Annotated in this window: 20 protein-coding genes; 15 read left to right on the top strand and 5 right to left on the bottom strand. The window is 60.2% G+C overall.

The annotated features are described in order from the left end of the window. The first annotated feature begins 30 nt into the window (after nt 1–30). Nucleotides 31–1,509, top strand: coding sequence for an MFS transporter (locus CWM58_RS17950; RefSeq protein ID WP_100681474.1), 1,479 nt, complete (start codon nt 31–33; stop codon nt 1,507–1,509). Here CWM58_RS17950 and phrB read toward each other — a convergent pair. Continuing rightward, a complete protein-coding gene (gene phrB / locus CWM58_RS17945; protein ID WP_100681473.1) occupies nt 1,481–2,923 on the bottom strand; it encodes a deoxyribodipyrimidine photo-lyase in 1,443 nt (480 codons plus the stop codon). The two genes, CWM58_RS17950 and phrB, sit on opposite strands and share 29 nt — an antisense overlap. A 183-nt stretch (nt 2,924–3,106) precedes the next feature. Beyond that, entirely contained in the window at nt 3,107–3,316 is a 210-nt protein-coding gene (locus CWM58_RS17940; RefSeq protein WP_162677839.1) for a DUF2517 family protein, read from the bottom strand. 306 nt (nt 3,317–3,622) lie between these two features. On the opposite strand from CWM58_RS17940, the gene kdpF reads away from it, so the two are divergent. Genes kdpF through kdpE form a run of 6 tightly spaced genes read left to right on the top strand, consistent with a single transcriptional unit; the run spans nt 3,623 to nt 11,408 of the window. After that, nucleotides 3,623–3,712, top strand: a complete 90-nt coding sequence (kdpF, locus tag CWM58_RS17935; protein WP_020323459.1) for a K(+)-transporting ATPase subunit F — start codon at nt 3,623–3,625, stop codon at nt 3,710–3,712. After that, nucleotides 3,712–5,391 (top strand): potassium-transporting ATPase subunit KdpA, encoded by a 1,680-nt coding sequence (gene kdpA, locus CWM58_RS17930; protein WP_074386519.1) that lies wholly within the window; start codon nt 3,712–3,714, stop codon nt 5,389–5,391. The genes kdpF and kdpA overlap by 1 nt, the downstream gene beginning before the upstream one ends. A gap of 20 nt (nt 5,392–5,411) precedes the next feature. Beyond that, nucleotides 5,412–7,460, top strand: a complete 2,049-nt coding sequence (gene kdpB, locus CWM58_RS17925) for a potassium-transporting ATPase subunit KdpB (RefSeq protein ID WP_008805672.1) — start codon at nt 5,412–5,414, stop codon at nt 7,458–7,460. A 10-nt stretch (nt 7,461–7,470) separates the two neighbouring features. Continuing rightward, nucleotides 7,471–8,046, top strand: coding sequence for a potassium-transporting ATPase subunit KdpC (gene kdpC / locus CWM58_RS17920; RefSeq protein WP_100681472.1), 576 nt, complete (start codon nt 7,471–7,473; stop codon nt 8,044–8,046). Further along, nucleotides 8,047–10,734: a two-component system sensor histidine kinase KdpD gene (gene kdpD / locus CWM58_RS17915; RefSeq protein WP_074386521.1), complete on the top strand. Its 2,688-nt coding sequence runs from the start codon at nt 8,047–8,049 to the stop codon at nt 10,732–10,734. Continuing rightward, nucleotides 10,731–11,408, top strand: a complete 678-nt coding sequence (kdpE, locus tag CWM58_RS17910; protein ID WP_061155327.1) for a two-component system response regulator KdpE — start codon at nt 10,731–10,733, stop codon at nt 11,406–11,408. Before kdpD ends, kdpE begins: the two co-directional genes overlap by 4 nt. Here kdpE and CWM58_RS17905 read toward each other — a convergent pair. Genes CWM58_RS17905 through seqA form a run of 3 tightly spaced genes read right to left on the bottom strand, consistent with a single transcriptional unit; the run spans nt 11,390 to nt 14,102 of the window. Continuing rightward, the gene (locus CWM58_RS17905) at nt 11,390–11,827 is read right to left on the bottom strand and encodes an arginine:ornithine antiporter (RefSeq protein ID WP_100681471.1); all 438 of its coding nucleotides are present in this window, start codon (nt 11,825–11,827) and stop codon (nt 11,390–11,392) included. The genes kdpE and CWM58_RS17905 overlap by 19 nt on opposite strands. A 53-nt stretch (nt 11,828–11,880) precedes the next feature. Then, the gene (gene pgm, locus CWM58_RS17900; protein ID WP_002894773.1) at nt 11,881–13,521 is read right to left on the bottom strand and encodes a phosphoglucomutase (alpha-D-glucose-1,6-bisphosphate-dependent); all 1,641 of its coding nucleotides are present in this window, start codon (nt 13,519–13,521) and stop codon (nt 11,881–11,883) included. A 32-nt stretch (nt 13,522–13,553) separates the two neighbouring features. After that, the gene (seqA, locus tag CWM58_RS17895) at nt 13,554–14,102 is read right to left on the bottom strand and encodes a replication initiation negative regulator SeqA (RefSeq protein ID WP_012542439.1); all 549 of its coding nucleotides are present in this window, start codon (nt 14,100–14,102) and stop codon (nt 13,554–13,556) included. A 183-nt stretch (nt 14,103–14,285) separates the two neighbouring features. Here seqA and ybfF point away from each other — a divergent pair, with 183 nt between their 5' ends. From ybfF to CWM58_RS17855, 8 genes are all read left to right on the top strand, one after another. Continuing rightward, entirely contained in the window at nt 14,286–15,059 is a 774-nt protein-coding gene (gene ybfF / locus CWM58_RS17890; RefSeq protein ID WP_074386524.1) for an esterase, read from the top strand. Between the two features lie 133 nt (nt 15,060–15,192). Beyond that, complete coding sequence (gene ybfE / locus CWM58_RS17885; protein WP_012542441.1) at nt 15,193–15,486, top strand: LexA regulated protein; 294 nt, start codon at nt 15,193–15,195, stop codon at nt 15,484–15,486. A 151-nt stretch (nt 15,487–15,637) separates the two neighbouring features. Next, nucleotides 15,638–16,168 carry a flavodoxin FldA gene (gene fldA, locus CWM58_RS17880; protein ID WP_002894765.1) on the top strand — a complete coding sequence of 177 codons (531 nt, stop codon included), beginning with the start codon at nt 15,638–15,640 and terminating at the stop codon, nt 16,166–16,168. A gap of 291 nt (nt 16,169–16,459) precedes the next feature. After that, complete coding sequence (gene fur, locus CWM58_RS17875; RefSeq protein WP_100681470.1) at nt 16,460–16,912, top strand: ferric iron uptake transcriptional regulator; 453 nt, start codon at nt 16,460–16,462, stop codon at nt 16,910–16,912. A gap of 127 nt (nt 16,913–17,039) precedes the next feature. Then, nucleotides 17,040–17,966, top strand: a complete 927-nt coding sequence (gene tcuR, locus CWM58_RS17870) for a tricarballylate utilization LysR family transcriptional regulator TcuR (protein WP_100675904.1) — start codon at nt 17,040–17,042, stop codon at nt 17,964–17,966. A gap of 97 nt (nt 17,967–18,063) precedes the next feature. Continuing rightward, the gene (tcuA, locus tag CWM58_RS17865; RefSeq protein WP_100681469.1) at nt 18,064–19,467 is read left to right on the top strand and encodes an FAD-dependent tricarballylate dehydrogenase TcuA; all 1,404 of its coding nucleotides are present in this window, start codon (nt 18,064–18,066) and stop codon (nt 19,465–19,467) included. After that, nucleotides 19,454–20,593, top strand: a complete 1,140-nt coding sequence (tcuB, locus tag CWM58_RS17860; protein WP_100681468.1) for a tricarballylate utilization 4Fe-4S protein TcuB — start codon at nt 19,454–19,456, stop codon at nt 20,591–20,593. Before tcuA ends, tcuB begins: the two co-directional genes overlap by 14 nt. A gap of 55 nt (nt 20,594–20,648) precedes the next feature. Beyond that, nucleotides 20,649–21,944 carry an MFS transporter gene (locus CWM58_RS17855; protein WP_100681467.1) on the top strand — a complete coding sequence of 432 codons (1,296 nt, stop codon included), beginning with the start codon at nt 20,649–20,651 and terminating at the stop codon, nt 21,942–21,944. Nucleotides 21,945–21,967: the final 23 nt, after the last annotated feature.

Below are 21,967 nucleotides of genomic sequence, written 5' to 3'. Positions count from 1 at the left end.
TTTCGCTTTACGTCAGGAAACACACTTCACATGAAGACATCATCATCGCAGCCGCGGGCGATTTACTACGTCGTGGCGCTGCAAATCTGGGAGTATTTTAGCTTCTACGGCATGCGCGCCCTGCTGATCCTCTATCTCACCAATCAGCTCAAATATGACGATAACCACGCCTACGCGCTGTTCAGCGCCTACTGTTCGCTGGTTTATGTGACGCCGATCCTCGGCGGCTATCTGGCCGATAAGCTGCTGGGCAACCGGATGGCGGTCATGCTCGGCGCGCTGCTGATGGCGATGGGTCACCTGGTGCTCGGGGCCAGCGAAACCGCTCCGGTCTTCCTCTACCTGTCGCTGGCGATCATCGTCTGCGGCTACGGGTTGTTTAAATCCAACGTCAGCTGTCTGCTGGGAGAACTCTACGAACCCGCCGATCCGCGTCGCGATGGCGGTTTCTCGCTGATGTATGCCGCGGGCAATATCGGCTCGATTATCGCGCCTATCGCCTGCGGCTACGTACAGGAGGAGTATAGCTGGGCGATGGGCTTTGCCCTGGCGGCCATCGGCATGGTGGCGGGACTGGTGATTTTCCTCTGCGGCAACCGTCACTTCCAGCATACCGCCGGCGTCAACCGCCAGGCGCTGTGCGCGCGCCGCTTCCTGCTGCCGAACTGGGGCTGGCTGCTGGTGCTGCTGGTTACCGCCCCGCTGCTGATCGCCGTGCTGTTCTGGCAGGAGTGGTCGGTGTATGCCCTGATCGTGGCCACCGTTATCGGCCTGGCGGTGCTGGCGCGGATCTACCTGCGCGCTGAAACCGATAAACAGCGTAAGGATCTGCGCCTGATCGTCGTCCTCACCGCGTTTAGCCTACTGTTCTGGGCCTTCGCCCAGCAAGGCGGGAGCTCCATCAGCCTGTATATTGACCGCTTCGTTAATCGCCATATCATGAGCTACGAAGTCCCTACCGCCATGTTCCAGTCGGTCAACGCCTTCGCGGTGATGCTCTGCGGGATGGTGCTGGCGTGGCTGGTGAAAGAGAGCGTCGGTGGCAATCGCACCGTGCGCATCTGGGGGAAATTTGCCCTCGGTCTGGGCCTGATGAGCGCCGGGTTCTGCATCCTGACCCTCAGCGCCCGCTGGTCCGCGGCCTATGGCCAGTCGTCCATGCCGCTGATGGTGCTGGGGCTGGCGGTGATGGGTTTTGCCGAACTGTTTATCGACCCGGTCGCCATGTCGCAAATCACCCGCATTGAGATCCCGGGGGTCACCGGGGTGCTGACCGGTATCTATATGCTGCTCTCCGGGGCCATCGCCAACTATCTGGCCGGCGTCATCGCCGACCAGACCTCGCAGGCGTCCTTCGACGCCGCCGGGGCAGTGAACTACTCCATTGACGCCTACATCAAGGTCTTCAGCCAGATCACCTGGGGCGCGCTGGCCTGTGTCGGCGTGGTGCTGGTCATCTGGCTGTATCACTCGCTGAAGGTCAGGACCCGCCGTCTGGCGGTGGAGTAATTCCTTTTCTGGCGGCCTCCCAGGCCGCCAGCGTCTCCTGCCGCGCCTGTTTGTGATCGACTATCGGGCGCGGATAATCCAGTTTGATCCCCTGTTTATCCGCCCACGCCCACGGCTGATGCAGCGCCTTCTCCGGCACCTTTGCCAGCTCAGGAAGCCAGCGACGCATAAACACCCCCTGCTTATCAAACTTCTCGCCCTGGGTGGTGGGATTAAATATGCGGAAGTAGGGCGCGGCGTCGGTGCCCGTCGAGGCCGCCCACTGCCAGCCGCCGTTGTTCGCCGCCAGGTCGCCATCAATCAGCTGACTCATGAAGTAACGCTCCCCTGCCCGCCAGTCGAGGCGCAGATCTTTCGTCAGGAAGCTGGCGACAATCATGCGCAACCGGTTATGCATCCAGCCGGTGGCGTTAAGCTGGCGCATCGCGGCATCGACTATCGGAAAGCCGGTCTCCCCACGCTGCCACGCCTGCAGGGCGGCATCATCTTTGCGCCAGGCGACCTTATCGGTCCAGGCGATAAACGGGCGTCCTTTACAGAGTTTCGGATAGTAGACCATCAGATGGCGGTAAAACTCGCGCCAGATCAGCTCATTAAGCCAGGTGGCGCCTGCCCCGCCGTCCAGCGCGGCGGGGTGTTCCGTCAGCAGACGATGCAGGCACTGGCGCGGCGACAGTACCCCGATAGCCAGGCAGGGCGACAGGCGGCTGGTCCCTTCCACGGCGGGGAAGTCACGCTGTTCCTCATACTCCGCCGCCGGTTGCTGACAAAACGCGCGCAGCCGCGCCAGCGCCGTTTTTTCATCCGCGGCAAACAGTAGCCCATCGAACGGCGTTTGCGGATAGTTGAGCTCAGGCAGCGGCGGCGCCTGGCGGGCAGGTGCCTGTCGCGGCTTCGGGGCCGCCACGCACGCCGGCAGCCCGTCCCGCAGACGGCGAATAAACGCATTCTTAAACGGCGTGAAAACTTTATACATTTCTCCGCCGCCGGTCATGACGCTGCCGGGCGGCAACAGGACGCTGTCGTCAAAGCCCTGGCAAATGACATCGCGCAAGGTGTTCTCAACGGCGGCATCGCGCTGACGTTCATTGAATTCGTACTGATAGTTGTAGAACAGGTGACTGACCTGGTGCTGCTGGCAGAAATGGGCCAGCCGTTCGACGCTGGCGGTAAAATCGTCCGCCTCTTCGACCCACAGCGGTATGCCCCGTTCCGCCAGCGCGGCGTGCAGACTGTGCAAATGGCTGGCGATAAACGAGGCCTGCCGCGGCGCCAGGTGATGCTCACGCCACTGCCCCGGAGTGGCGATATACAGCGCCAGCACCTGCGCCTGCGGATCGCGGCAGGCGGCAGCCAGCGCCAGGTTATCGTGAATGCGTAAATCCGTGCGTAACCAGACCAGATGGGTGGCCATATAACTCCTCGATATCCGTCAGCAAAACTCATCTCATGATATAAGCCGGAAAAAATAGCGCGCTCCGGCAAAATAAGCACCTGCCAATTCCACTGCGGCGCATGAAAACGAGTGTAGACAAGCGACGAAAAAAAACCGCCGGGGGCAACCGGCGGTTATTGTTCTGCGTCGCAGCAGGGCGGATTAATAGAAATCGTGAGCGGCTTTTTCCGCCTGCGCCATCCACACCGGCTGCTCGCTGGTTTTCGACCACACCCGGTGCAGCCAGCTGTAGAAGCGGGCGCGATCTTTCCAGAACAGCATCACCGGCAGCGCCGCGACGCCAGCCACGACGGCGAAAGCACGACGCAGCAAAATAATATGAGCAGGATAAGCTTTGTACAACGCCATCATTTCTCTCCCCTTTGTCAGGCCGGCAAGCAGCGCCGGTAAAAATAACCATGTTTGTCTGAGCAAAATAATACCGCTCTGGTTGTAATTTTACTACTCATCCGACCACTAAAAAGCACGTATTTATACTTAATTTACATTCACCACGTAAATTAGTTACGAAAAAGTTAAATTAATACTAATCATCAGTTAAATTGTGCCTTTGCCATTTTTATACTTTTTTTACACCGTGCCCGCCGATTTTTGCAAAATCTTTGCGCCGTAATTCCTATTCTCCTGGTAAATCAAAAAGACACCCGGAGGTGGATTGTGACTGCAGGCGTACTCACTGGCGTTGGGCTGGTGTTCCTGTTACTGGCTTATCTGGTTTATGCCTTGATACACGCGGAGGCATTCTGATGGCTGCCCAGGGATTTTTATTATTAGCCAGCTACCTGCTGGTGCTGCTGGTGCTGGCGCGCCCGCTGGGGACGTGTCTGGCGAGGATGGTGAACGATATCCCGCTTCCCGGCCTGGCCGGGGTCGAGCGCGTCCTGTGGCGCGTGGCCGGGATCCGCGCCGAGGAGATGGGCTGGCTGCAGTATTTGCTGGCAATCCTGCTGTTTAACGCGCTCGGCGGCCTGGCGCTGTTTGCCCTGCTGATGCTCCAGGGCGTGCTGCCGTTTAACCCGCAGCACCTGCCGGGGCTGTCGTGGGATCTGGCGCTCAACACGGCGATCAGCTTTGTCAGTAATACCAACTGGCAGGCTTACGCCGGCGAAAGCACCATGAGCTATCTCAGCCAGATGGTCGGCCTGACGGTACAGAATTTCCTCTCTGCCGCCACCGGGATCGCCGTGGTCTTCGCCCTGACCCGTGCCTTTGCCCGGCAGAAAATGTCCACCCTTGGCAATGCCTGGGTCGACCTGACACGCATTACCCTGTGGCTGCTGCTACCGCTCTCCCTGCTGGTCGCCCTGTTCTTTATTCAGCAAGGGGTACCGCAGAATCTGCTGGCCTACCAGCCCTTTACCACCCTCGAAGGGGCGCACCAGCTGCTGCCGATGGGGCCTGTCGCCTCGCAGGAAGCGATTAAGCTGCTGGGCACCAACGGCGGCGGTTTCTTTAACGCCAACTCCGCTCACCCGTTTGAAAACCCGACCGCGCTGACCAATCTCGTGCAGATGCTGGCGATCTTCCTTATCCCGGCGGCGCTGTGCTTCGCCTTCGGCGAGGTGGTGAGCGATCGCCGCCAGGGGCGCGCCATCCTGTGGGCAATGACGCTGATCTTTATCCTCTGCGTCGCCGTGGTGATGTGGGCGGAAACTCGCGGTAACCCCCACCTGCTGACGCTGGGCGCCGACAGCAGCCTGAATATGGAAGGTAAAGAGAGCCGCTTCGGTATTCTCGCCAGTAGCCTGTTTGCGGTGATCACCACTGCGGCCTCCTGCGGCGCGGTCAACGCCATGCATGACTCCTTCACCGCGCTGGGCGGCATGGTGCCGATGTGGCTGATGCAGATTGGCGAAGTCGTGTTCGGCGGCGTCGGCTCGGGCCTGTACGGCATGCTGCTGTTCGTCATGCTGGCGGTGTTTATCGCCGGACTGATGGTCGGCCGCACCCCGGAGTACCTCGGGAAGAAAATCGATGTCCGGGAAATGAAAATGATCGCCCTGGCCATTCTGGTCACCCCGACGCTGGTACTGCTTGGCACGGCACTGGCGATGATGACCGAAGCTGGCCGCGCCGGGATGTTCAACCCCGGACCACACGGCTTTAGCGAGGTGCTGTACGCCGTCACCTCGGCAGCCAATAACAACGGCAGCGCCTTCGCTGGTCTGGGTGCGGCGACGCCGTTCTGGAACCTGCTGTTGGCGTTCTGCATGCTGGTCGGCCGCTTCGCCGTCATCATTCCGGTGATGGCTATCGCCGGCTCGCTGGTGGTGAAGAAAATTCAACCAGCCAGTCCCGGTACCCTGGCCACCCACGACGCCCTGTTTATCGGTCTGCTGATCGGTACCGTGCTGCTGGTGGGCGCCCTGACCTTTATTCCTGCGCTGGCGCTTGGCCCGCTGGCTGAACACTTTACCTTACTTTGAGCGATGCGGAGCACCCTGTTATGAGTCGCAAACAATTAGCCCTGCTGGAGCCGACGCTGGTGCGCCAGGCGCTGCTGGATGCCGTGAAAAAACTCAGCCCGATGGTGCAATGGCGCAATCCGGTGATGTTTATCGTCTGGGTGGGCAGTCTGTTAACTACCTTGCTGGCGATCGCGATGGCTGGCGGCGCCCTGACCGGTAGCGCCACCTTTACCGCCGCCGTTAGTATCTGGCTGTGGTTTACCGTGCTGTTCGCCAACTTTGCCGAAGCGATGGCGGAAGGCCGTAGCAAAGCCCAGGCCAACAGCCTGAAAGGGGTGAAAAAAACGGCCTTCGCCCGCAAACTGCGCGCCCCGCAGCATGACGCGACGGTCGACCACGTGCCGGCGGAAGACCTGCGCAAGGGCGACGTGGTGCTGGTGGAAGCCGGGGATATTATCCCCTGCGACGGTGAAGTCATCGAAGGCGGCGCCTCGGTGGACGAAAGCGCCATTACCGGCGAGTCTGCCCCGGTGATCCGTGAATCCGGTGGCGATTTTGCCTCGGTGACCGGCGGGACGCGCATTCTCTCCGACTGGCTGGTGATCCGCTGCAGCGTGAACCCGGGAGAAACCTTCCTCGACCGGATGATCGCCATGGTGGAAGGCGCCCAGCGCCGTAAAACGCCGAACGAGATCGCCCTGACGATCCTGCTGATCGCCCTGACGCTGGTGTTCCTGCTTGCCACCGCCACCATCTGGCCGTTCTCGGCGTGGAGCGGCAATGCGGTCAGCGTTACCGTGCTGGTCGCCCTGCTGGTGTGCCTGATCCCGACCACCATCGGCGGGCTGCTGTCGGCCATCGGCGTCGCCGGGATGAGCCGTATGCTCGGCGCCAACGTGATTGCCACCAGCGGCCGCGCGGTGGAAGCCGCTGGCGACGTCGATGTCCTGCTGCTGGATAAAACCGGGACCATTACCCTCGGCAACCGCCAGGCCTCTGCCTTCCTGCCGGCGCGCGGCGTGGAAGAGCGAACCCTCGCCGACGCCGCCCAGCTCTCCTCGCTGGCGGATGAAACCCCTGAGGGACGCAGCATCGTGGTGCTGGCGAAACAGCGCTTTAACCTGCGCGAACGCGATCTGCAGTCGCTGCACGCCACCTTTGTCCCCTTTACCGCGCAAACGCGGATGAGCGGCATCAATATCGATCAACGCATGATCCGCAAAGGGTCGGTGGACGCCATTCGCCGCCACGTGGAGGCCAATGGAGGCCACTTCCCTGCCGATGTCGATAAGCAGGTCGAAGAGGTCGCCCGCCAGGGGGCCACGCCGCTGGTGGTCGCCGAAGGGGAAAAGGTGCTGGGGATTATTTCGCTCAAAGATATCGTCAAAGGCGGCATCAAAGAACGTTTCGCCCAGCTGCGCAAAATGGGCATTAAAACGGTGATGATCACCGGCGATAACCGCCTGACCGCCGCGGCGATCGCCGCCGAGGCCGGGGTCGATGATTTCCTCGCCGAAGCGACGCCGGAAGCCAAGCTGGCCTTGATCCGCCAGTACCAGTCGGAAGGTCGGCTGGTGGCGATGACCGGCGACGGCACCAACGATGCGCCCGCGCTGGCTCAGGCCGACGTGGCGGTGGCCATGAACTCCGGCACCCAGGCGGCGAAGGAAGCGGGCAACATGGTCGACCTGGATTCCAACCCCACCAAGCTGATTGAGGTGGTCCATATCGGCAAACAGATGTTAATGACGCGCGGCTCGCTGACCACCTTCAGTATTGCCAACGACGTGGCGAAATATTTCGCCATTATTCCGGCAGCGTTTGCCGCGGTCTATCCCCAGCTGGCCATGCTGAACGTGATGGGCCTGCATTCGCCGTCGTCAGCGATCCTTAGCGCCGTCATCTTTAACGCGCTGATCATCGTCTTCCTGATCCCGCTGGCCCTGAAAGGCGTGAGCTATCGTCCGCTCTCCGCGTCGGCGATGCTGCGCCGCAACCTGTGGATCTACGGCCTCGGCGGTCTGCTGGTGCCCTTTATCGGTATTAAAGCCATTGACCTGCTGCTGACCCTGAGCGGTTTGGTGTGAGGAAAAAACTATGTCATTGATTCGTCCAGCACTTGTGCTATTTATTCTGTTAACGCTGCTCACTGGCGGCGTCTATCCTCTGCTCACCACCAGTCTGGGACAATGGTGGTTTAACTCACAGGCCAACGGCTCGCTGATCCGCCTGAACGGTGAGGTGCGCGGCTCCGGACTGATTGGCCAGAACTTTAGCGCAGTTGGCTATTTCCAGAGCCGCCCGTCGGCCACCGCTGAGACGGCGGATAATCCGATGGCCTCGGGTGGCAGCAACCTCGCCGCCAGCAACCCGGCGCTGGATAAAGCAGTGAGCGAGCGCGTACAGGCTCTGCGCGCCGCTAACCCGGACGCCGACCCGCGGGTACCGGTCGAGCTGGTCACCACCTCAGCGAGCGGTCTCGATAACAACCTGACCCCGGCCGCCGCACTGTGGCAGGTGCCCCGGGTGGCTAAAGCGCGCCAGCTGAGCGTTGAGCAGGTCACCCTGCTGGTGAACCAGGCCACACAAACCCCGCTGCTGAGCTTCCTTGGTCAGCCGGTGGTGAATATACTGCAACTCAATATGGCGCTGGATGCCCTGAAGGATAAGTAAATGAGTGACGAGCCGCTGCGCCCGGACCCTGACCGCCTGCTACAGCACACCGCCGCCCCGCATCGCGGCAAACTGAAAGTGTTCTTCGGCGCCTGCGCCGGAGTGGGGAAAACCTGGGCGATGCTGGCGGAAGCGCAGCGGCTGCGCGCCCAGGGGCTGGATATTCTGATTGGCGTGGCGGAGACCCACGGCCGAAAAGAGACCGCTGCGATGCTGCAGGGCCTGAGCACTCTGCCGCCGCGGCGGCTCGCTCATCGTGGGCGGTACGTCTATGAGTTCGATCTCGACGCCGCCCTCGCCCGCCGTCCGGCGCTGATTCTGGTGGATGAGCTGGCGCACAGCAATGCACCCGGGTCCCGCCATCCGAAGCGCTGGCAGGATGTGGATGAACTGCTGGATGCCGGGATTGATGTCTTTACCACCGTCAACGTCCAGCATCTGGAAAGCCTGAATGACGTCGTCAGCGGGATCACCGGCGTTCAGGTGCGGGAGACCGTCCCCGATCCCTTCTTTGACGCCGCAGACGACGTGGTGCTGGTGGACCTCCCCCCTGACGATCTGCGCCAGCGGCTCAATGAGGGCAAAGTCTATATCGGCGGCCAGGCCGAGCGCGCCATCGAAAACTTTTTCCGCAAAGGAAACCTGATCGCGCTGCGTGAACTGGCCCTCCGCCGCACCGCCGACCGCGTCGATGAACAGATGCGCGCCTGGCGCGACCGCCAGGGTCAGGAGAAAGTCTGGCATACCCGCGATGCGATCCTGCTCTGTATCGGGCACAACACCGGCAGCGAAAAGCTGGTGCGCGCCGCCGCCCGGCTCGCCGCCCGCCTGGGCAGCGTCTGGCATGCGGTGTATGTCGAGACCCCTTCCCTGCACCGCCTGCCGGAAGCCCGGCGACGGGCTATCCTCGCCGCGCTGCGTCTGGCCCAGGAGCTGGGGGCCGAAACCGCCACCCTCTCCGACCCGTCGGAAGAGAAAGCGGTCCTCCATTACGCCCGCGAGCATAACCTCGGCAAAATCGTCATTGGCCGCCAGCGCAAACGCCGCTGGTGGGATCGCAGCGGCTTCGCCGACCGTCTGGCTCGCCATGCGCCGGACCTCGATCTGGTGGTGATCGCCCTCGATGAAAAACCGTCCCCCCTCCCTGCCCGGGCCAACGACAGCCGTACGGCGCTGGAAAAGTGGCGTCTGCAGCTGCAGGGCTGCGCGGTGGCGGTAGCGCTATGCGCCATCATTACCCTGGTGGCCATGCAGTGGTTGATGGCCTTCGAAGCCGCCAACCTGGTAATGCTCTATCTGCTGGGGGTGGTGATCATCGCCCTGGTCTATGGCCGCTGGCCGTCGGTGCTGGCGACGGTGATCAACGTTATCAGCTTCGATCTCTTTTTTGTCGCCCCGCGCGGGACGCTGGCGGTGTCAGATGTCCAGTATCTGCTCACTTTCGGCGTGATGCTCACCGTGGGCCTGCTTATCGGTAACCTTACCGCCGGCGTGCGCTACCAGGCACGGGTGGCGCGCTACCGTGAACGCCGTACCCGTCACCTGTATGAGATGTCTAAAGCGCTGGCGGTAGGTCGCAGCCCGCTGGATATCGCCATCACCAGCGAGCGGTTTATCGCCTCCACCTTTCAGGCCCGCAGCCAGTTGCTGCTGCCGGACGCCCAGGGAAAACTGCTGCCCTTAACCCACCAGCCAGGGCTGACCCCGTGGGATGATGCCATCGCCCGCTGGAGCTTTGATAAGGGCCAACCTGCCGGCGCCGGCACCGATACCCTGCCCGGCGTGCCGTACCAGATTTTACCCCTGAAGAGCGCCGTCCGAACCTGGGGGCTCTTAGTGGTGGAACCGGAGAATCTGCGCCAGCTGATGATCCCGGAACAGCAGCGGCTGCTGGAGACCTTCACCCTGCTGGTGGCCAGCGCCCTGGAGCGCCTCACTCTGACCGCCAGCGAAGAGCAGGCCCGGCTGACCAGCGAGCGCGAAAGCCTGCGTAACTCGCTGCTCGCTGCCCTGTCGCACGATCTGCGTACTCCGCTGACCGTGCTGTTTGGCCAGGCGGAAATCCTGACTCTCGATCTGGCCAGCGAAGGTTCAAAACATGCTCCGCAGGCCAACGAAATTCGCCAGCATGTACTCAACACCACGCGACTGGTGAACAACCTGCTGGATATGGCGCGGATCCAGTCCGGCGGCTTTAATCTGCATAAGGAGTGGCTGACGCTGGAGGAAGTGGTCGGCAGCGCGCTGCGCATGCTCGAACCGAGTCTCGGCGGCCAGCACATTCAGCTGGATTTACCCGATCCCCTCCAACTGGTGCATGTCGATGGGCCGCTGTTCGAGCGGGTGCTGATCAACCTGCTGGAAAATGCCCATAAGTATGCCGGCGCCCGGGCAGACATCGGCATCCGCGCCGAGGCGGACGCCAGGCAGCTGTCGCTGGAAGTATGGGATAATGGTCCGGGGATCCCGACGGGCCAGGAACAGGCTATCTTTGATAAATTCGCCCGCGGCAACAAAGAGTCGGCGATCCCTGGCGTCGGGCTGGGCCTTGCCATCTGTCAGGCCATCGTCGACGTCCACGGCGGGACCATCTCCGCCAGCAACCGGCCCGAGGGAGGTGCCTCTTTCCGTGTTACACTGCCGAGAGAAGCGCCCCCTGAACTGGAAGAGCTACCTGAGGAATTGTGATTAACGTTCTGATTATCGAAGACGAACACGCTATCCGTCGCTTTCTGCGCACCGCGCTGGAAGCCGACGGCATGCGCGTATTTGAAGCAGAAACCCTGCAGCGTGGGCTGATTGAAGCCGCCACTCGTAAGCCCGACCTCGTGATCCTCGATCTGGGCCTGCCGGATGGTGACGGCATTGATTTTATTCGCGACCTGCGCCAGTGGAGCCAGATGCCGATTATCGTCCTGTCAGCGCGTAGCGAAGAGCATGACAAAATTGCCGCCCTGGATGCCGGCGCTGATGACTACTTAAGTAAACCCTTTGGCATCGGCGAGTTGCAGGCCCGCCTGCGCGTTGCGCTGCGTCGCCACGGCGCGGCGCAGGACGATGAGCCAGTGGTGCGCTTCGCCGACCTGGAGGTCAATATCCCCGCCCGCCGCATCCTGCGCGGCAGCGAAGAGATCCACCTGACGCCCATCGAGTTTCGCCTGCTGGCGGCGTTGTTGAATAATCCCGGTAAAGTACTGACCCAGCGTCAGCTGCTGAATCAGGTGTGGGGGCCTAACGCCGTGGAGCACAGCCACTATCTGCGGATCTATATGGGTCATCTGCGACAAAAGCTGGAGGCCGATCCGGCACGGCCGCAGCATCTGCTGACCGAAACCGGCATTGGCTATCGCTTTATGCCGTGAATCCCGCCTCTGCAGTACCAGAGGCTGGCGAGTTTCAGCCCTTCAGAGAGCAGCAGAAAACCTGCCAGGATCGCTACATGCCTGATGCCGGCAGCCTGAATCAGCCACAGACCCAGTGACAGCGAAGGTTGCATAAACACCAGCCTGAGCGGCGCCTGCCCCCAGGCCAGCCACAGCGCATAGCGGCTCTGGCGAAAAAAGAGGATCATCGACAGCGGGATGCTGATAATCAGCAGAACATTCAGCGGGTACAGCCAGACCGCCGCGGAGCCCCAGGTGTGCAATAGCTGGAGATAAGCCAGCAGATCGTCGTAAAAAGGGAGGCGGCGGTGGGCAATATTCCACCATAAGAATTGCAGGACGAAAAAGAGATCCATCCACGCCCAGAATAAAAACAGGGTCTTCCGTTGTATTTTCATCGCTATCCTTGCGAAAAAAATCAGGCCCGCAAGGGGCCTGATGTTTGGCTGCGTTACGCGTTCTTCAGCACTTCACTCACAATCTCTACCGCTTCTTTTTCAATCAGCTTGCGATGTTCTTCGCCGAGGAAGCTTTCGCAGTAGATCTTGTAGGCGTCTTCGGTGCCTGACGGACGCGCCGCGAACCAGCCGTTGTCGGTCATCACCTTCAGGCCGCCAATCGCCGCCCCGTTGCCCGGCGCCGCGGTCAGACGGGCAGTAATTGGATCGCCCGCCAGCGTGTCAGCGCTGACCATTTCCGGAGAGAGCTTGGACAGCGCCGCTTTCTGCGCGGAGGTTGCGGAAGCCTGCAAACGGTTATAGCTCGGCGCACCGAAGCGTTCAGCCAGTTCGTTATAATGCTCCTGCGGGTTTTTCCCGGTCACCGCGGTGATTTCCGCCGCCAGCAGGCACATGATGATGCCGTCTTTATCGGTGGACCACGGCGTGCCGTCGAAGCGCAGGAAGGAAGCCCCGGCGCTCTCTTCGCCGCCGAAGCCGAAGCTGCCGTCAAACAGGCCGTCTACAAACCATTTAAAGCCCACCGGCACTTCCACCAGCTTGCGGCCCAGATCGTTCACCACGCGGTCAATCATCGCGGAGGAGACCAGCGTTTTACCCACCGCCACCTCTTTGCCCCACTGCGGACGATGCTGGAACAGGTAGTTGATCGCTACCGCCAGGTAGTGGTTCGGGTTCATCAGCCCGGCTGGGGTGACAATCCCGTGGCGGTCGTAATCCGGATCGTTAGCAAACGCCAGATCGAACTTATCGCGCAGCGCCAGCAGGCCCGCCATCGCACACTCTGAGGAGCAGTCCATACGGATGGCGCCGTCTTTATCGAGGTGCATAAAGCGGAAAGTCTGGTCAACCTGATCGTTCACAATGGTCAGATTGAGCTTGTAGTGTTCGCCAATGCGTTTCCAGTATTCGATACCAGACCCGCCCAGCGGATCGACGCCCAGCGTCAGGCCCGCTTTCTGGATCGCCGCCATGTCGACGATATCCGCCAGCCCCTCAATGAACGGCTGCACCAGATCCTGTTCTTTAACGTGACCAGAAGCCAGCGCCGCGTCCAGAGAAATGCGTTTCACGCCCTGCAGGCCCGCGGCCAGCAGTTCGTTGGCGCGGTTTTCCACCACTTTGGTGACGTTGGTATCAGCCGGGCCGCCGTTTGGCGGGTTGTACTTAATACCACCATCTTCCGGCGGGTTGTGGGACGGGGTGATCACAATGCCGTCTGCCAGCGGACCGCCTTTCTTGTTATGCACCAGAATCGCATTGGAGACCGCCGGCGTCGGAGTGAAGCCGTTGTTTTCCTGCACGATCACGTCAACGCCGTTGGCGGTTAACACTTCCAGCACCGAAATAAACGCCGGCTCGGAGAGAGCGTGGGTATCTTTGCCGACATAGCACGGACCGGTGATCCCGTTCTTCGCACGATCTTCCGCAATGGCCTGGGCGATGGCCAGGATATGCGGTTCGTTGAAGTTGTGGCGCGCCGCGCTACCGCGATGGCCAGAGGTGCCGAATTTTACCGCATGCTCCGCATTACCGACTTCAGGCTTCAGCACGTAGTACTGAGCAGTCAGTTGGGCGACGTTAATCAAATCACTCTGTTGCGCAGGCTGCCCCGCACGTTTATCGATTGCCATTGCCTGATCCTTCTGGTGCAAATGTTAAAAAGCTAGATCGTGCCGCAAACCTTTTCGATTAGCTCCGCAGGGAACTGCATCGACTGCATGATGTGCTCAATCATGCTGCATTTACGGCCGGTATTGGTATTAGTGATAACCCACCACGGTGTACCAGGAACCTGTTTTGGTTTGGTCTGATTACCGCTTTTCAGCAGCGTACGCGCATCTTCTGCGAAGTAGACGCGCGTGCGGCCATGCAGAGACTCGGTCGCCTCGGCAAATGCTTTATTGTCCAGGGAATAGAGGGTCGTCAACACCAGCATAAAACGGTTCACCGCGCGCTTCTGCTCGGCGTATTCATCAGATAAAAGCAGCTCGCGCATGGCGCGGACTTTATCTTTCGCCGGGTTAGCGGGTTTCACCTCCACGGCAGGCGCTGGCGCCAGTGCCGGCGCGGCTTTGCTGACCGGTGTAGCCGGTTGGGAAACGGCGGAAAATTTCAGCATGCGCCGTAAAATGTCGGATGCGCTCTCGCCGATATGCAGAGTGTGGCTGGCAATATAGCGATAGAGTTCATCATCAACTTCAATTGTTTTCATCTTAATCCAGTGCGATATCTTTTCTGAATACAAATCGTTGGGATTATAAGTACAAATCCCAACCGCGGATAGCGTCAAACCAGGATGGCGGTAAAACTCAGAAAACTTCTGGGTCTTGCAGCCGGATGGCAGAATGTCCAACATAATACCCTAACCCGACGGAGCGAAAAAAAGAACTTTGCCATGAAATTAAATAGCCGAGCGCAATCTGCACAGAATCCGCACAACCACTCCCCGATCGTGCTGGTCCACGGTCTGTTTGGCAGCCTGGACAACCTGGGCATCCTCGCCCGCGACCTGATCGCCGACCACGATATTGTGCAGGTCGATATGCGCAACCACGGTTTGTCGCCGCGATCGCCAGAGATGACCTACCCCGCGATGGCGCAGGATCTGCTCGATACGCTCGACGCGCACCAGATCGAGCGCGCCACCTTTATCGGCCATTCGATGGGCGGGAAAGCGGTGATGGCGTTGACCGCCCTGGCGCCGGAACGCATCAGCGGACTGGTGGCGATCGATATCGCGCCGGTGGATTATCATGTGCGCCGCCATGACGAGATCTTCACCGCTATCCGCGCCGTCAGCGAATCCCCCGCCAGCAGCCGCCAGCAGGCGGCGCAGGTGATGCGCGAGCATCTGCGGGAAGAAGGCGTGATTCAGTTTCTGCTGAAATCTTTTGTCGACGGCGAATGGCGCTTTAACGTGCCGGTGCTGTGGGACCAGTACCCGCATATTGTCGGCTGGGAAACTATTCCAGCCTGGCCGCATCCGACGCAGTTTATTCCCGGCGGCAACTCGCCCTATGTGACCGACGCCTACCGCGACGCGCTGCTGGCGCAGTTCCCGCAGGCCCGGGCGCACGTCATCGCTGGCGCCGGACACTGGGTGCATGCCGAGAAACCCGAAGCGGTGTTACGCGCCATCCGCCGCTATCTGACGAGCATCGCCGCCTGATTGGCTAAAATATGCCCGACCGCGCCGCAGAATGCCCGCGGTCGTTGGCGCAGCCGTTCGCCTGATGTATGATGGCGCGCTATCTGCGCCGGCTAGAGCCCGGCTGCTTGTTTCCCCGAAGTCACTCAGAATCATGGCAAAAGAACAAACGGACCGTACGACATTAGATTTGTTCGCAAACGAGCGTCGCCCGGGAAGACCGAAAACCAATCCGCTGTCGCGCGATGAACAACTGCGCATCAACAAACGTAACCAGCTGAAACGCGATAAGGTTCGCGGGCTGAAGCGCGTCGAGTTAAAACTCAACGCCGACGCGGTCGATGCGCTCAATGAACTGGCGGAAGCGCGTAATATGAGCCGCAGCGATCTCATTGAAGAGATGCTGATGACCCAATTGCGCGCCCTGCACAGCCAGGGAAAAGTCTAACTTTCCGCGAAAAATCCGCATTCGTGTAGCAGAGTGTGCAGTCGGGCGTGATTGCTGTTTCCGCGCCCTTGCCTGTTCTGCTATGATTGCCGTTATCTATGGGCATCGCGTCCCTACCACATCATTTAAGTTTCAAGAGGTTATTTTACTCATGGCAATCATCGGCATCTTTTTTGGCAGCGACACCGGCAACACCGAAAATATTGCAAAAATGATTCAAAAGCAGCTTGGTAAAGATGTTGCTGATGTTCACGACATTGCCAAAAGCAGCAAAGAAGACCTGGAAGCCCATGACATTCTGCTGCTCGGTATCCCCACCTGGTACTACGGGGAAGCGCAGTGTGACTGGGACGACTTCTTCCCGACGCTGGAAGAGATCGACTTCAATGGTAAACTGGTGGCGCTGTTCGGCTGTGGCGACCAGGAAGACTACGCAGAATACTTCTGCGACGCGCTGGGCACCATCCGCGACATCATTGAGCCGCGCGGCGCGACCATCGTCGGTCACTGGCCGACAGCCGGGTATCATTTTGAGGCCTCCAAAGGCCTGGCGGATGACGACCACTTCGTCGGCCTCGCCATCGATGAAGACCGCCAGCCGGAGCTGACCAACGAGCGCGTTGAGAAATGGGTGAAGCAGGTTGCCGAAGAGCTGCACCTCGAAGAAATCAAAAACGCCTGATGATTAAGCGGCGCAATCATTGAGTTGCGTCGCATTAATAGACAAAAGCAATCAAACTAATAGCTACAAGTTTTTAACTTTTAATCACATATCTGTACAATGTCCTCTGATTCTACGAGGCACGTGACGCAGTTTGTAGCTGGTGCCTCGTTTTTGACAGCAAACCAGGCCTGATGCTTGCAGTTTTCATTTACCAGTGGCAGTTCTATAATGAGACGCATTACGTCGGGTTAATTTCTGTATGACTTCCGTTGAAGGAAGTAGATCGTTTAGCAACAGGACAGATTCCGCATGACTGACAACAATACCGCATTAAAGAAGGCTGGCCTGAAAGTCACACTTCCTCGACTGAAAATCCTTGAAGTGCTGCAGGAACCGTATAACCATCATGTCAGTGCGGAAGACTTATATAAACGCCTGATCGACATGGGCGAGGAGATCGGTCTGGCGACTGTTTACCGCGTACTCAACCAGTTTGATGATGCCGGTATCGTGACTCGTCATAATTTTGAAGGCGGTAAATCCGTTTTCGAACTGACCCAGCAGCATCACCACGATCACCTGATTTGCCTCGACTGCGGCAAAGTGATCGAATTCAGCGATGACTCGATCGAATTGCGCCAGCGTGAAATTGCCTCCCGCCACGGCATCCGCCTGACCAACCACAGTCTGTATCTGTATGGTCACTGTGCGGAAGGTGATTGCCGCGAGGACGAACACGCCCACGACGCGGTGGAAAAATAATTTCCCGCTTCGCTGAGACTGAAAAGCCAACCTGCCGGTTGGCTTTTTTATGGGCGCCTCTGCCGCCCTTCTCGCTCTCATCCCAAAGGTGACCTTCCCGCGTCCCCGTTTTGTCCGGAGAGTTGATATGGAACTTCGCCAGCTACGCTATTTTGTGCGCATTGTTGAAACCGGCAGCATGGGGCGCGCCGCGCTCGATCTCAATATCGGCGTCTCGGCGCTCAGCCAGCAGATCGCGCGCCTGGAAAACGAACTGGCCATTCGCCTGCTGCAGCGGACCTCCCGCGGGGTCACGCCCACCAGCGCGGGTCTCGCTTTCTACTCGCAGGCACAGCTGGCGCTGCGCCATGCCGATGATGCCATCCTCGCCGCCCGCGAGGCGCGCCTGTCAGGCCACGTTAGCGTCGGCATGGCCCCCAGCACCGCCTCCGTTCTCGGCGTCCCGTTCATCAATGCGATGCGCGAAAGCTATCCCGACGTGCGCCTGCATCTGGTGGAAAGCCTCTCCGGTAATCTGGAGCGGATGATTAACACCCGCCAGCTCGATTTAGCTATCGTTTTCCAGCAGGAAAAGATCCTGCGCTGGAGCGCCAGACCGGTGCTGGAAGAGCGCCTGTTCCTGATTGGCACCCATACGCTGTTGGCCCCCCTGCAGGAGGACCACATCTCTCCTGACCAGCTCACCTCCCTGCCGTTGATTATGCCAAGCCAGGGCCACGGCCTGCGCGGCAGGCTGGAGGCGGTTTGCCAGCAACACAATCTCAGCGTTGAGGTGGTGGCGGACATTGACGGTCTGGCTCTGCTGATGCAGGCCGTGCGCAGCGGACTGGGGGCCACCCTGCAGCCCGGGGCCGCCATTTCCCATCTCGATCATCAGGCGCTAAGGGTGATCGACGTCGTTAATCCGGTACTCAGTCGCCCCAACTTTCTGGTCAGTCTGTCCGATGATGAACTCACTCCGGCAGGCCTTGCGGCTCGAGTGATACTCAGCAAAGTCATGCGTCAGCTGGTGGAGTCTGACCGCTGGCCAGGCGCTACCCTTTACGCTCACTAAACCCCTCTTTAGCACTACACCATAGCGCCCCACTGCCGTTACCACCTACATTTCCATTACAAATTTAACAATTAATTAAATTGTAAGGGAGCCGATAATGGTGGATGTACTGGTGATTGGCGGCGGCAATGCCGCGCTATGCGCCGCCTTAACCGCCCGGGAAGCTGGCGCCTCGGTGCTGCTGCTGGAGGCGGCGCCGCGGGAGTGGCGCGGCGGCAACTCGCAGCACACGCGTAACCTGCGCTGTATGCACGATGCGCCGCAGGACGTGCTGGTCGACAGCTACCCGGAAGAAGAGTACTGGCAAGATCTGCTGCGCGTCACCGAGGGTAACACCAACGAAGCGCTGGCCCGACTGGTGATCCGCACCTCGTCACAATGCCGGGACTGGATGCGCCAGCACGGCGTGAACTTTCAGCCACCGCTCTCCGGCGCCCTGCACGTGGCCCGCACCAACGCCTTTTTTATGGGTGGTGGCAAAGCGCTGGTCAATGCCTATTACCGCAGCGCGGAGCAGATGGGGGTGCAGATCCGCTACAACACGCCGGTGCAGGCTCTCGAGCTGCGCAACGGCGAATTTGTCGCCGCGCTGGCGGGCGAGGAACGGATTGTTGCAAAAAGCTGCGTCCTCGCCGCCGGCGGATTTGAATCCAACCGCGAGTGGCTGCGCGAGGCCTGGGGGCAAAATGACCGCGGTGAATGGCCCGCCGATAACTTCCTCATCCGCGGCACCCGCTTCAACCAGGGGGGGCTGCTCAAGTTTATGATCGACGCCGGGGCAGATATCATCGGCGATCCCTCGCAGTCCCACTGCGTCGCCATTGACGCCCGGGCGCCGCTCTACGATGGCGGGATCTGCACCCGCGTCGACTGCGTGTCGCTGGGGGTGGTGGTCAACCGCGATGCCGACCGCTTTTACGATGAAGGGGAAGATTTCTGGCCCAAACGCTATGCCATCTGGGGCCGGCTGGTCGCCCACCAGCCCGGACAGATCGGCTACTCGATCATCGACAGCAAAGCCATCGGCCACTTTATGCCGCCCGTCTTTCCCGGCGCTCAGGCCAACACCCTTCCCGAGCTGGCCCGCCAGCTCGGCCTGGACAGCGAACGCTTAACGCAAACCATCGCCGAATATAATGCCGCCTGCGCGCCGGGCCAGTTCGATCATACCCGCCTGGATAACTGCGCGACGGCAGGCCTGACGCCGCCAAAGACCCACTGGGCGCGGCCCCTCGATACGCCGCCTTACTACGGCTACGCCCTCCGTCCGGGGATCACCTTCACCTACCTCGGGCTCTACGTCGACAAAACCGCCGCCGTCCACTTCGCCGGCAAACCCAGCCGTAATCTGTTTGTCGCCGGGGAAATGATGGCCGGCAACGTGCTGGGCAAGGGCTACACCGCCGGCGTCGGGATGTCGATCGGCACGACCTTCGGCCGCATCGCCGGCCAGCAAGCCGCCCGGGCGGCACAGCAGGAGAAACACCATGAAGTCGCTTGAGAAGCTGATCATTGAGGCGCAGATCATCACCGAGCCGGAGGCGGAAGTGGAAAGGGTGATGCAGGTGTGTAACGCCTGCCGCTACTGCGAAGGGTTTTGTGCCGTATTTCCGGCGATGACCCAGCGCCTGGCCTTTGGCAAAGCGGATATTAACTATCTGGCTAACCTGTGTCATAACTGCGGCGCCTGCCTGCACGCCTGTCAGTACGCGCCGCCGCACGAATTCGCGATTAACGTGCCAAAGGCGATGGCCGAAGTTCGGCTCGAGACCTATCAGCATTACGCCCAGCCCGCCGCCTTTGGCAGCCTGTACCGCCGGGCTGGCGTGACCACCGTGCTGGCGCTGGTCGGCGGACTGATTTTCTTTCTGCTGCTGGCGATGGGGCTTAAAGGCTCGCTGCTTCACTCTCCTCTGGCCGGCGATTTCTATCAGATATTCCCGCATAACCTGCTGGCGTGGATGTTTGGTTCGGTCTTCGTGCTGGCGATTGGCTTACTGATGACCGGGGTGATCCGCTTCTGGCGCGAGATCTCCCCGGGCCAGCCGCAGCCTGTTGATATCGCAAAGGCCTCACAGGATGCGTTGACGCTGAAATATCTCGATGGCGGGCACGGCAAAGGCTGCAACGAAGCCGATGACGCCTTCACGCTGATGCGCCGCCGTTTCCACCACTTCACCTTCTACGGCTTTATGCTCTGCTTCGCCGCCACCGTGGTGGCCACCGGCTATCACTATTTCGCCGGCCTGGAAGCCCCCTACCCGTTCTTCAGCGTCCCGGTGCTGCTGGGGACCCTCGGCGGCATCGGCCTGCTGGTCGGCCCGGCTGGCCTGCTATGGCTGAACCTGCGCCGGTCGCCACTGCACGGCGATGCGCAACAAAAACCGATGGATCGCGGCTTTATCCTGCTGCTGCTGCTGACCAGTTTCACCGGACTGGCCCTGCTGGCGGTACGAGATACTTCGTGGATGGGCATCCTGCTCGCTGTTCATCTCGGGGTGGTGATGGCGCTGTTTTTAACCCTTCCCTACGGAAAATTTGCCCACGGATTTTACCGCTGTGCGGCGTTACTCAAGTGGGCGATTGAGAAGCGGCGCGGAAAACAGGTGGGCGTCGCCGGCGACTGACCCACTTCCTCTGAACCCAATAACAACAAGATAAAGACAATGGAGAGCACACCCTATGACGCAACAACCCACGCGCGCCGGCACCGTCGGCGCTATCCTCCGCGTGACCAGCGGTAATTTTCTTGAACAGTTCGACTTTTTCCTGTTTGGCTTTTATGCCACCTATATCGCCCGCACCTTCTTTCCGGCGGAGAGCGACTTTGCGGCGCTGATGCTGACCTTTGCGGTATTTGGTTCGGGCTTCCTGATGCGCCCCATCGGCGCGGTGGTCCTCGGCGCCTATATCGACAGAATCGGGCGCCGCAAAGGGCTGATGGTCACCCTGGCGATCATGGGCTGCGGGACGCTTCTGATAGCCCTGGTCCCTGGCTACCAGACCATCGGCGTGCTGGCGCCGATCCTGGTGTTAGTGGGCCGCTTGCTGCAGGGGTTCTCCGCGGGCGTCGAGCTTGGCGGGGTGTCGGTCTATCTGTCGGAAATCGCCACACCGGGCAATAAAGGGTTCTATACCAGCTGGCAGTCCGCCAGCCAGCAGGTGGCTATCGTCATGGCGGCGCTGATTGGCTATGCGCTGAACGCCACGCTGGAGCATGAGGAGATCGCTGACTGGGGCTGGCGCATTCCCTTCTTCATTGGCTGTCTGATCATTCCGCTGATTTTCGTGCTGCGCCGCTCGCTGCAGGAGACAGAAGAGTTCCTGCAGCGTAAACATCGCCCGGATACCAAAGAGATCCTGACCACCATCGCCAGGAACTGGCGCATTATTACCGCGGGGACGTTACTGGTGGCGATGACCACCACCACCTTTTATTTTATCACCGTCTATACGCCGACCTACGGCAGAGCAGTGCTGAACCTCAGCGCTCGCGATAGCCTGCTGGTGACCATGCTGGTGGGCATCTCTAATTTTATCTGGTTACCGATTGGTGGGGCGATCTCTGACCGGATCGGTCGTCGCCCGGTGCTGATGGGCATTACGCTGCTGGCGCTGCTCACCACCTGGCCGGTGATGCACTGGCTCACCGCCGCGCCCGATTTCACCCGTATGACGCTGGTCCTGCTGTGGTTCTCGTTCTTCTTTGGCATGTATAACGGCGCGATGGTGGCGGCGCTCACCGAAGTGATGCCGGTGTACGTCCGCACCGTGGGCTTCTCTCTGGCCTTTAGTCTCGCTACTGCCATTTTTGGCGGCCTGACGCCGGCTATCTCTACCGCCCTGGTCGAGCTTACCGGTGATAAAAGTTCACCGGGCTGGTGGCTGATGTGCGCTGCGCTGTGCGGATTCGTTGCCACCGCGCTACTGTTTGTACGCCTGAGCCGCGGCTATCAACCGGCGGAGAGTCAACGCTAAAAAAACAAACGGGCGGAGATGCG

This window comes from Klebsiella sp. H-Nf2 (assembly GCF_002806645.1).
Classification (GTDB): Bacteria; Pseudomonadota; Gammaproteobacteria; order Enterobacterales; family Enterobacteriaceae; genus Klebsiella; species Klebsiella variicola.
This window is presented reverse-complemented; position numbering and strand designations above follow the sequence as displayed.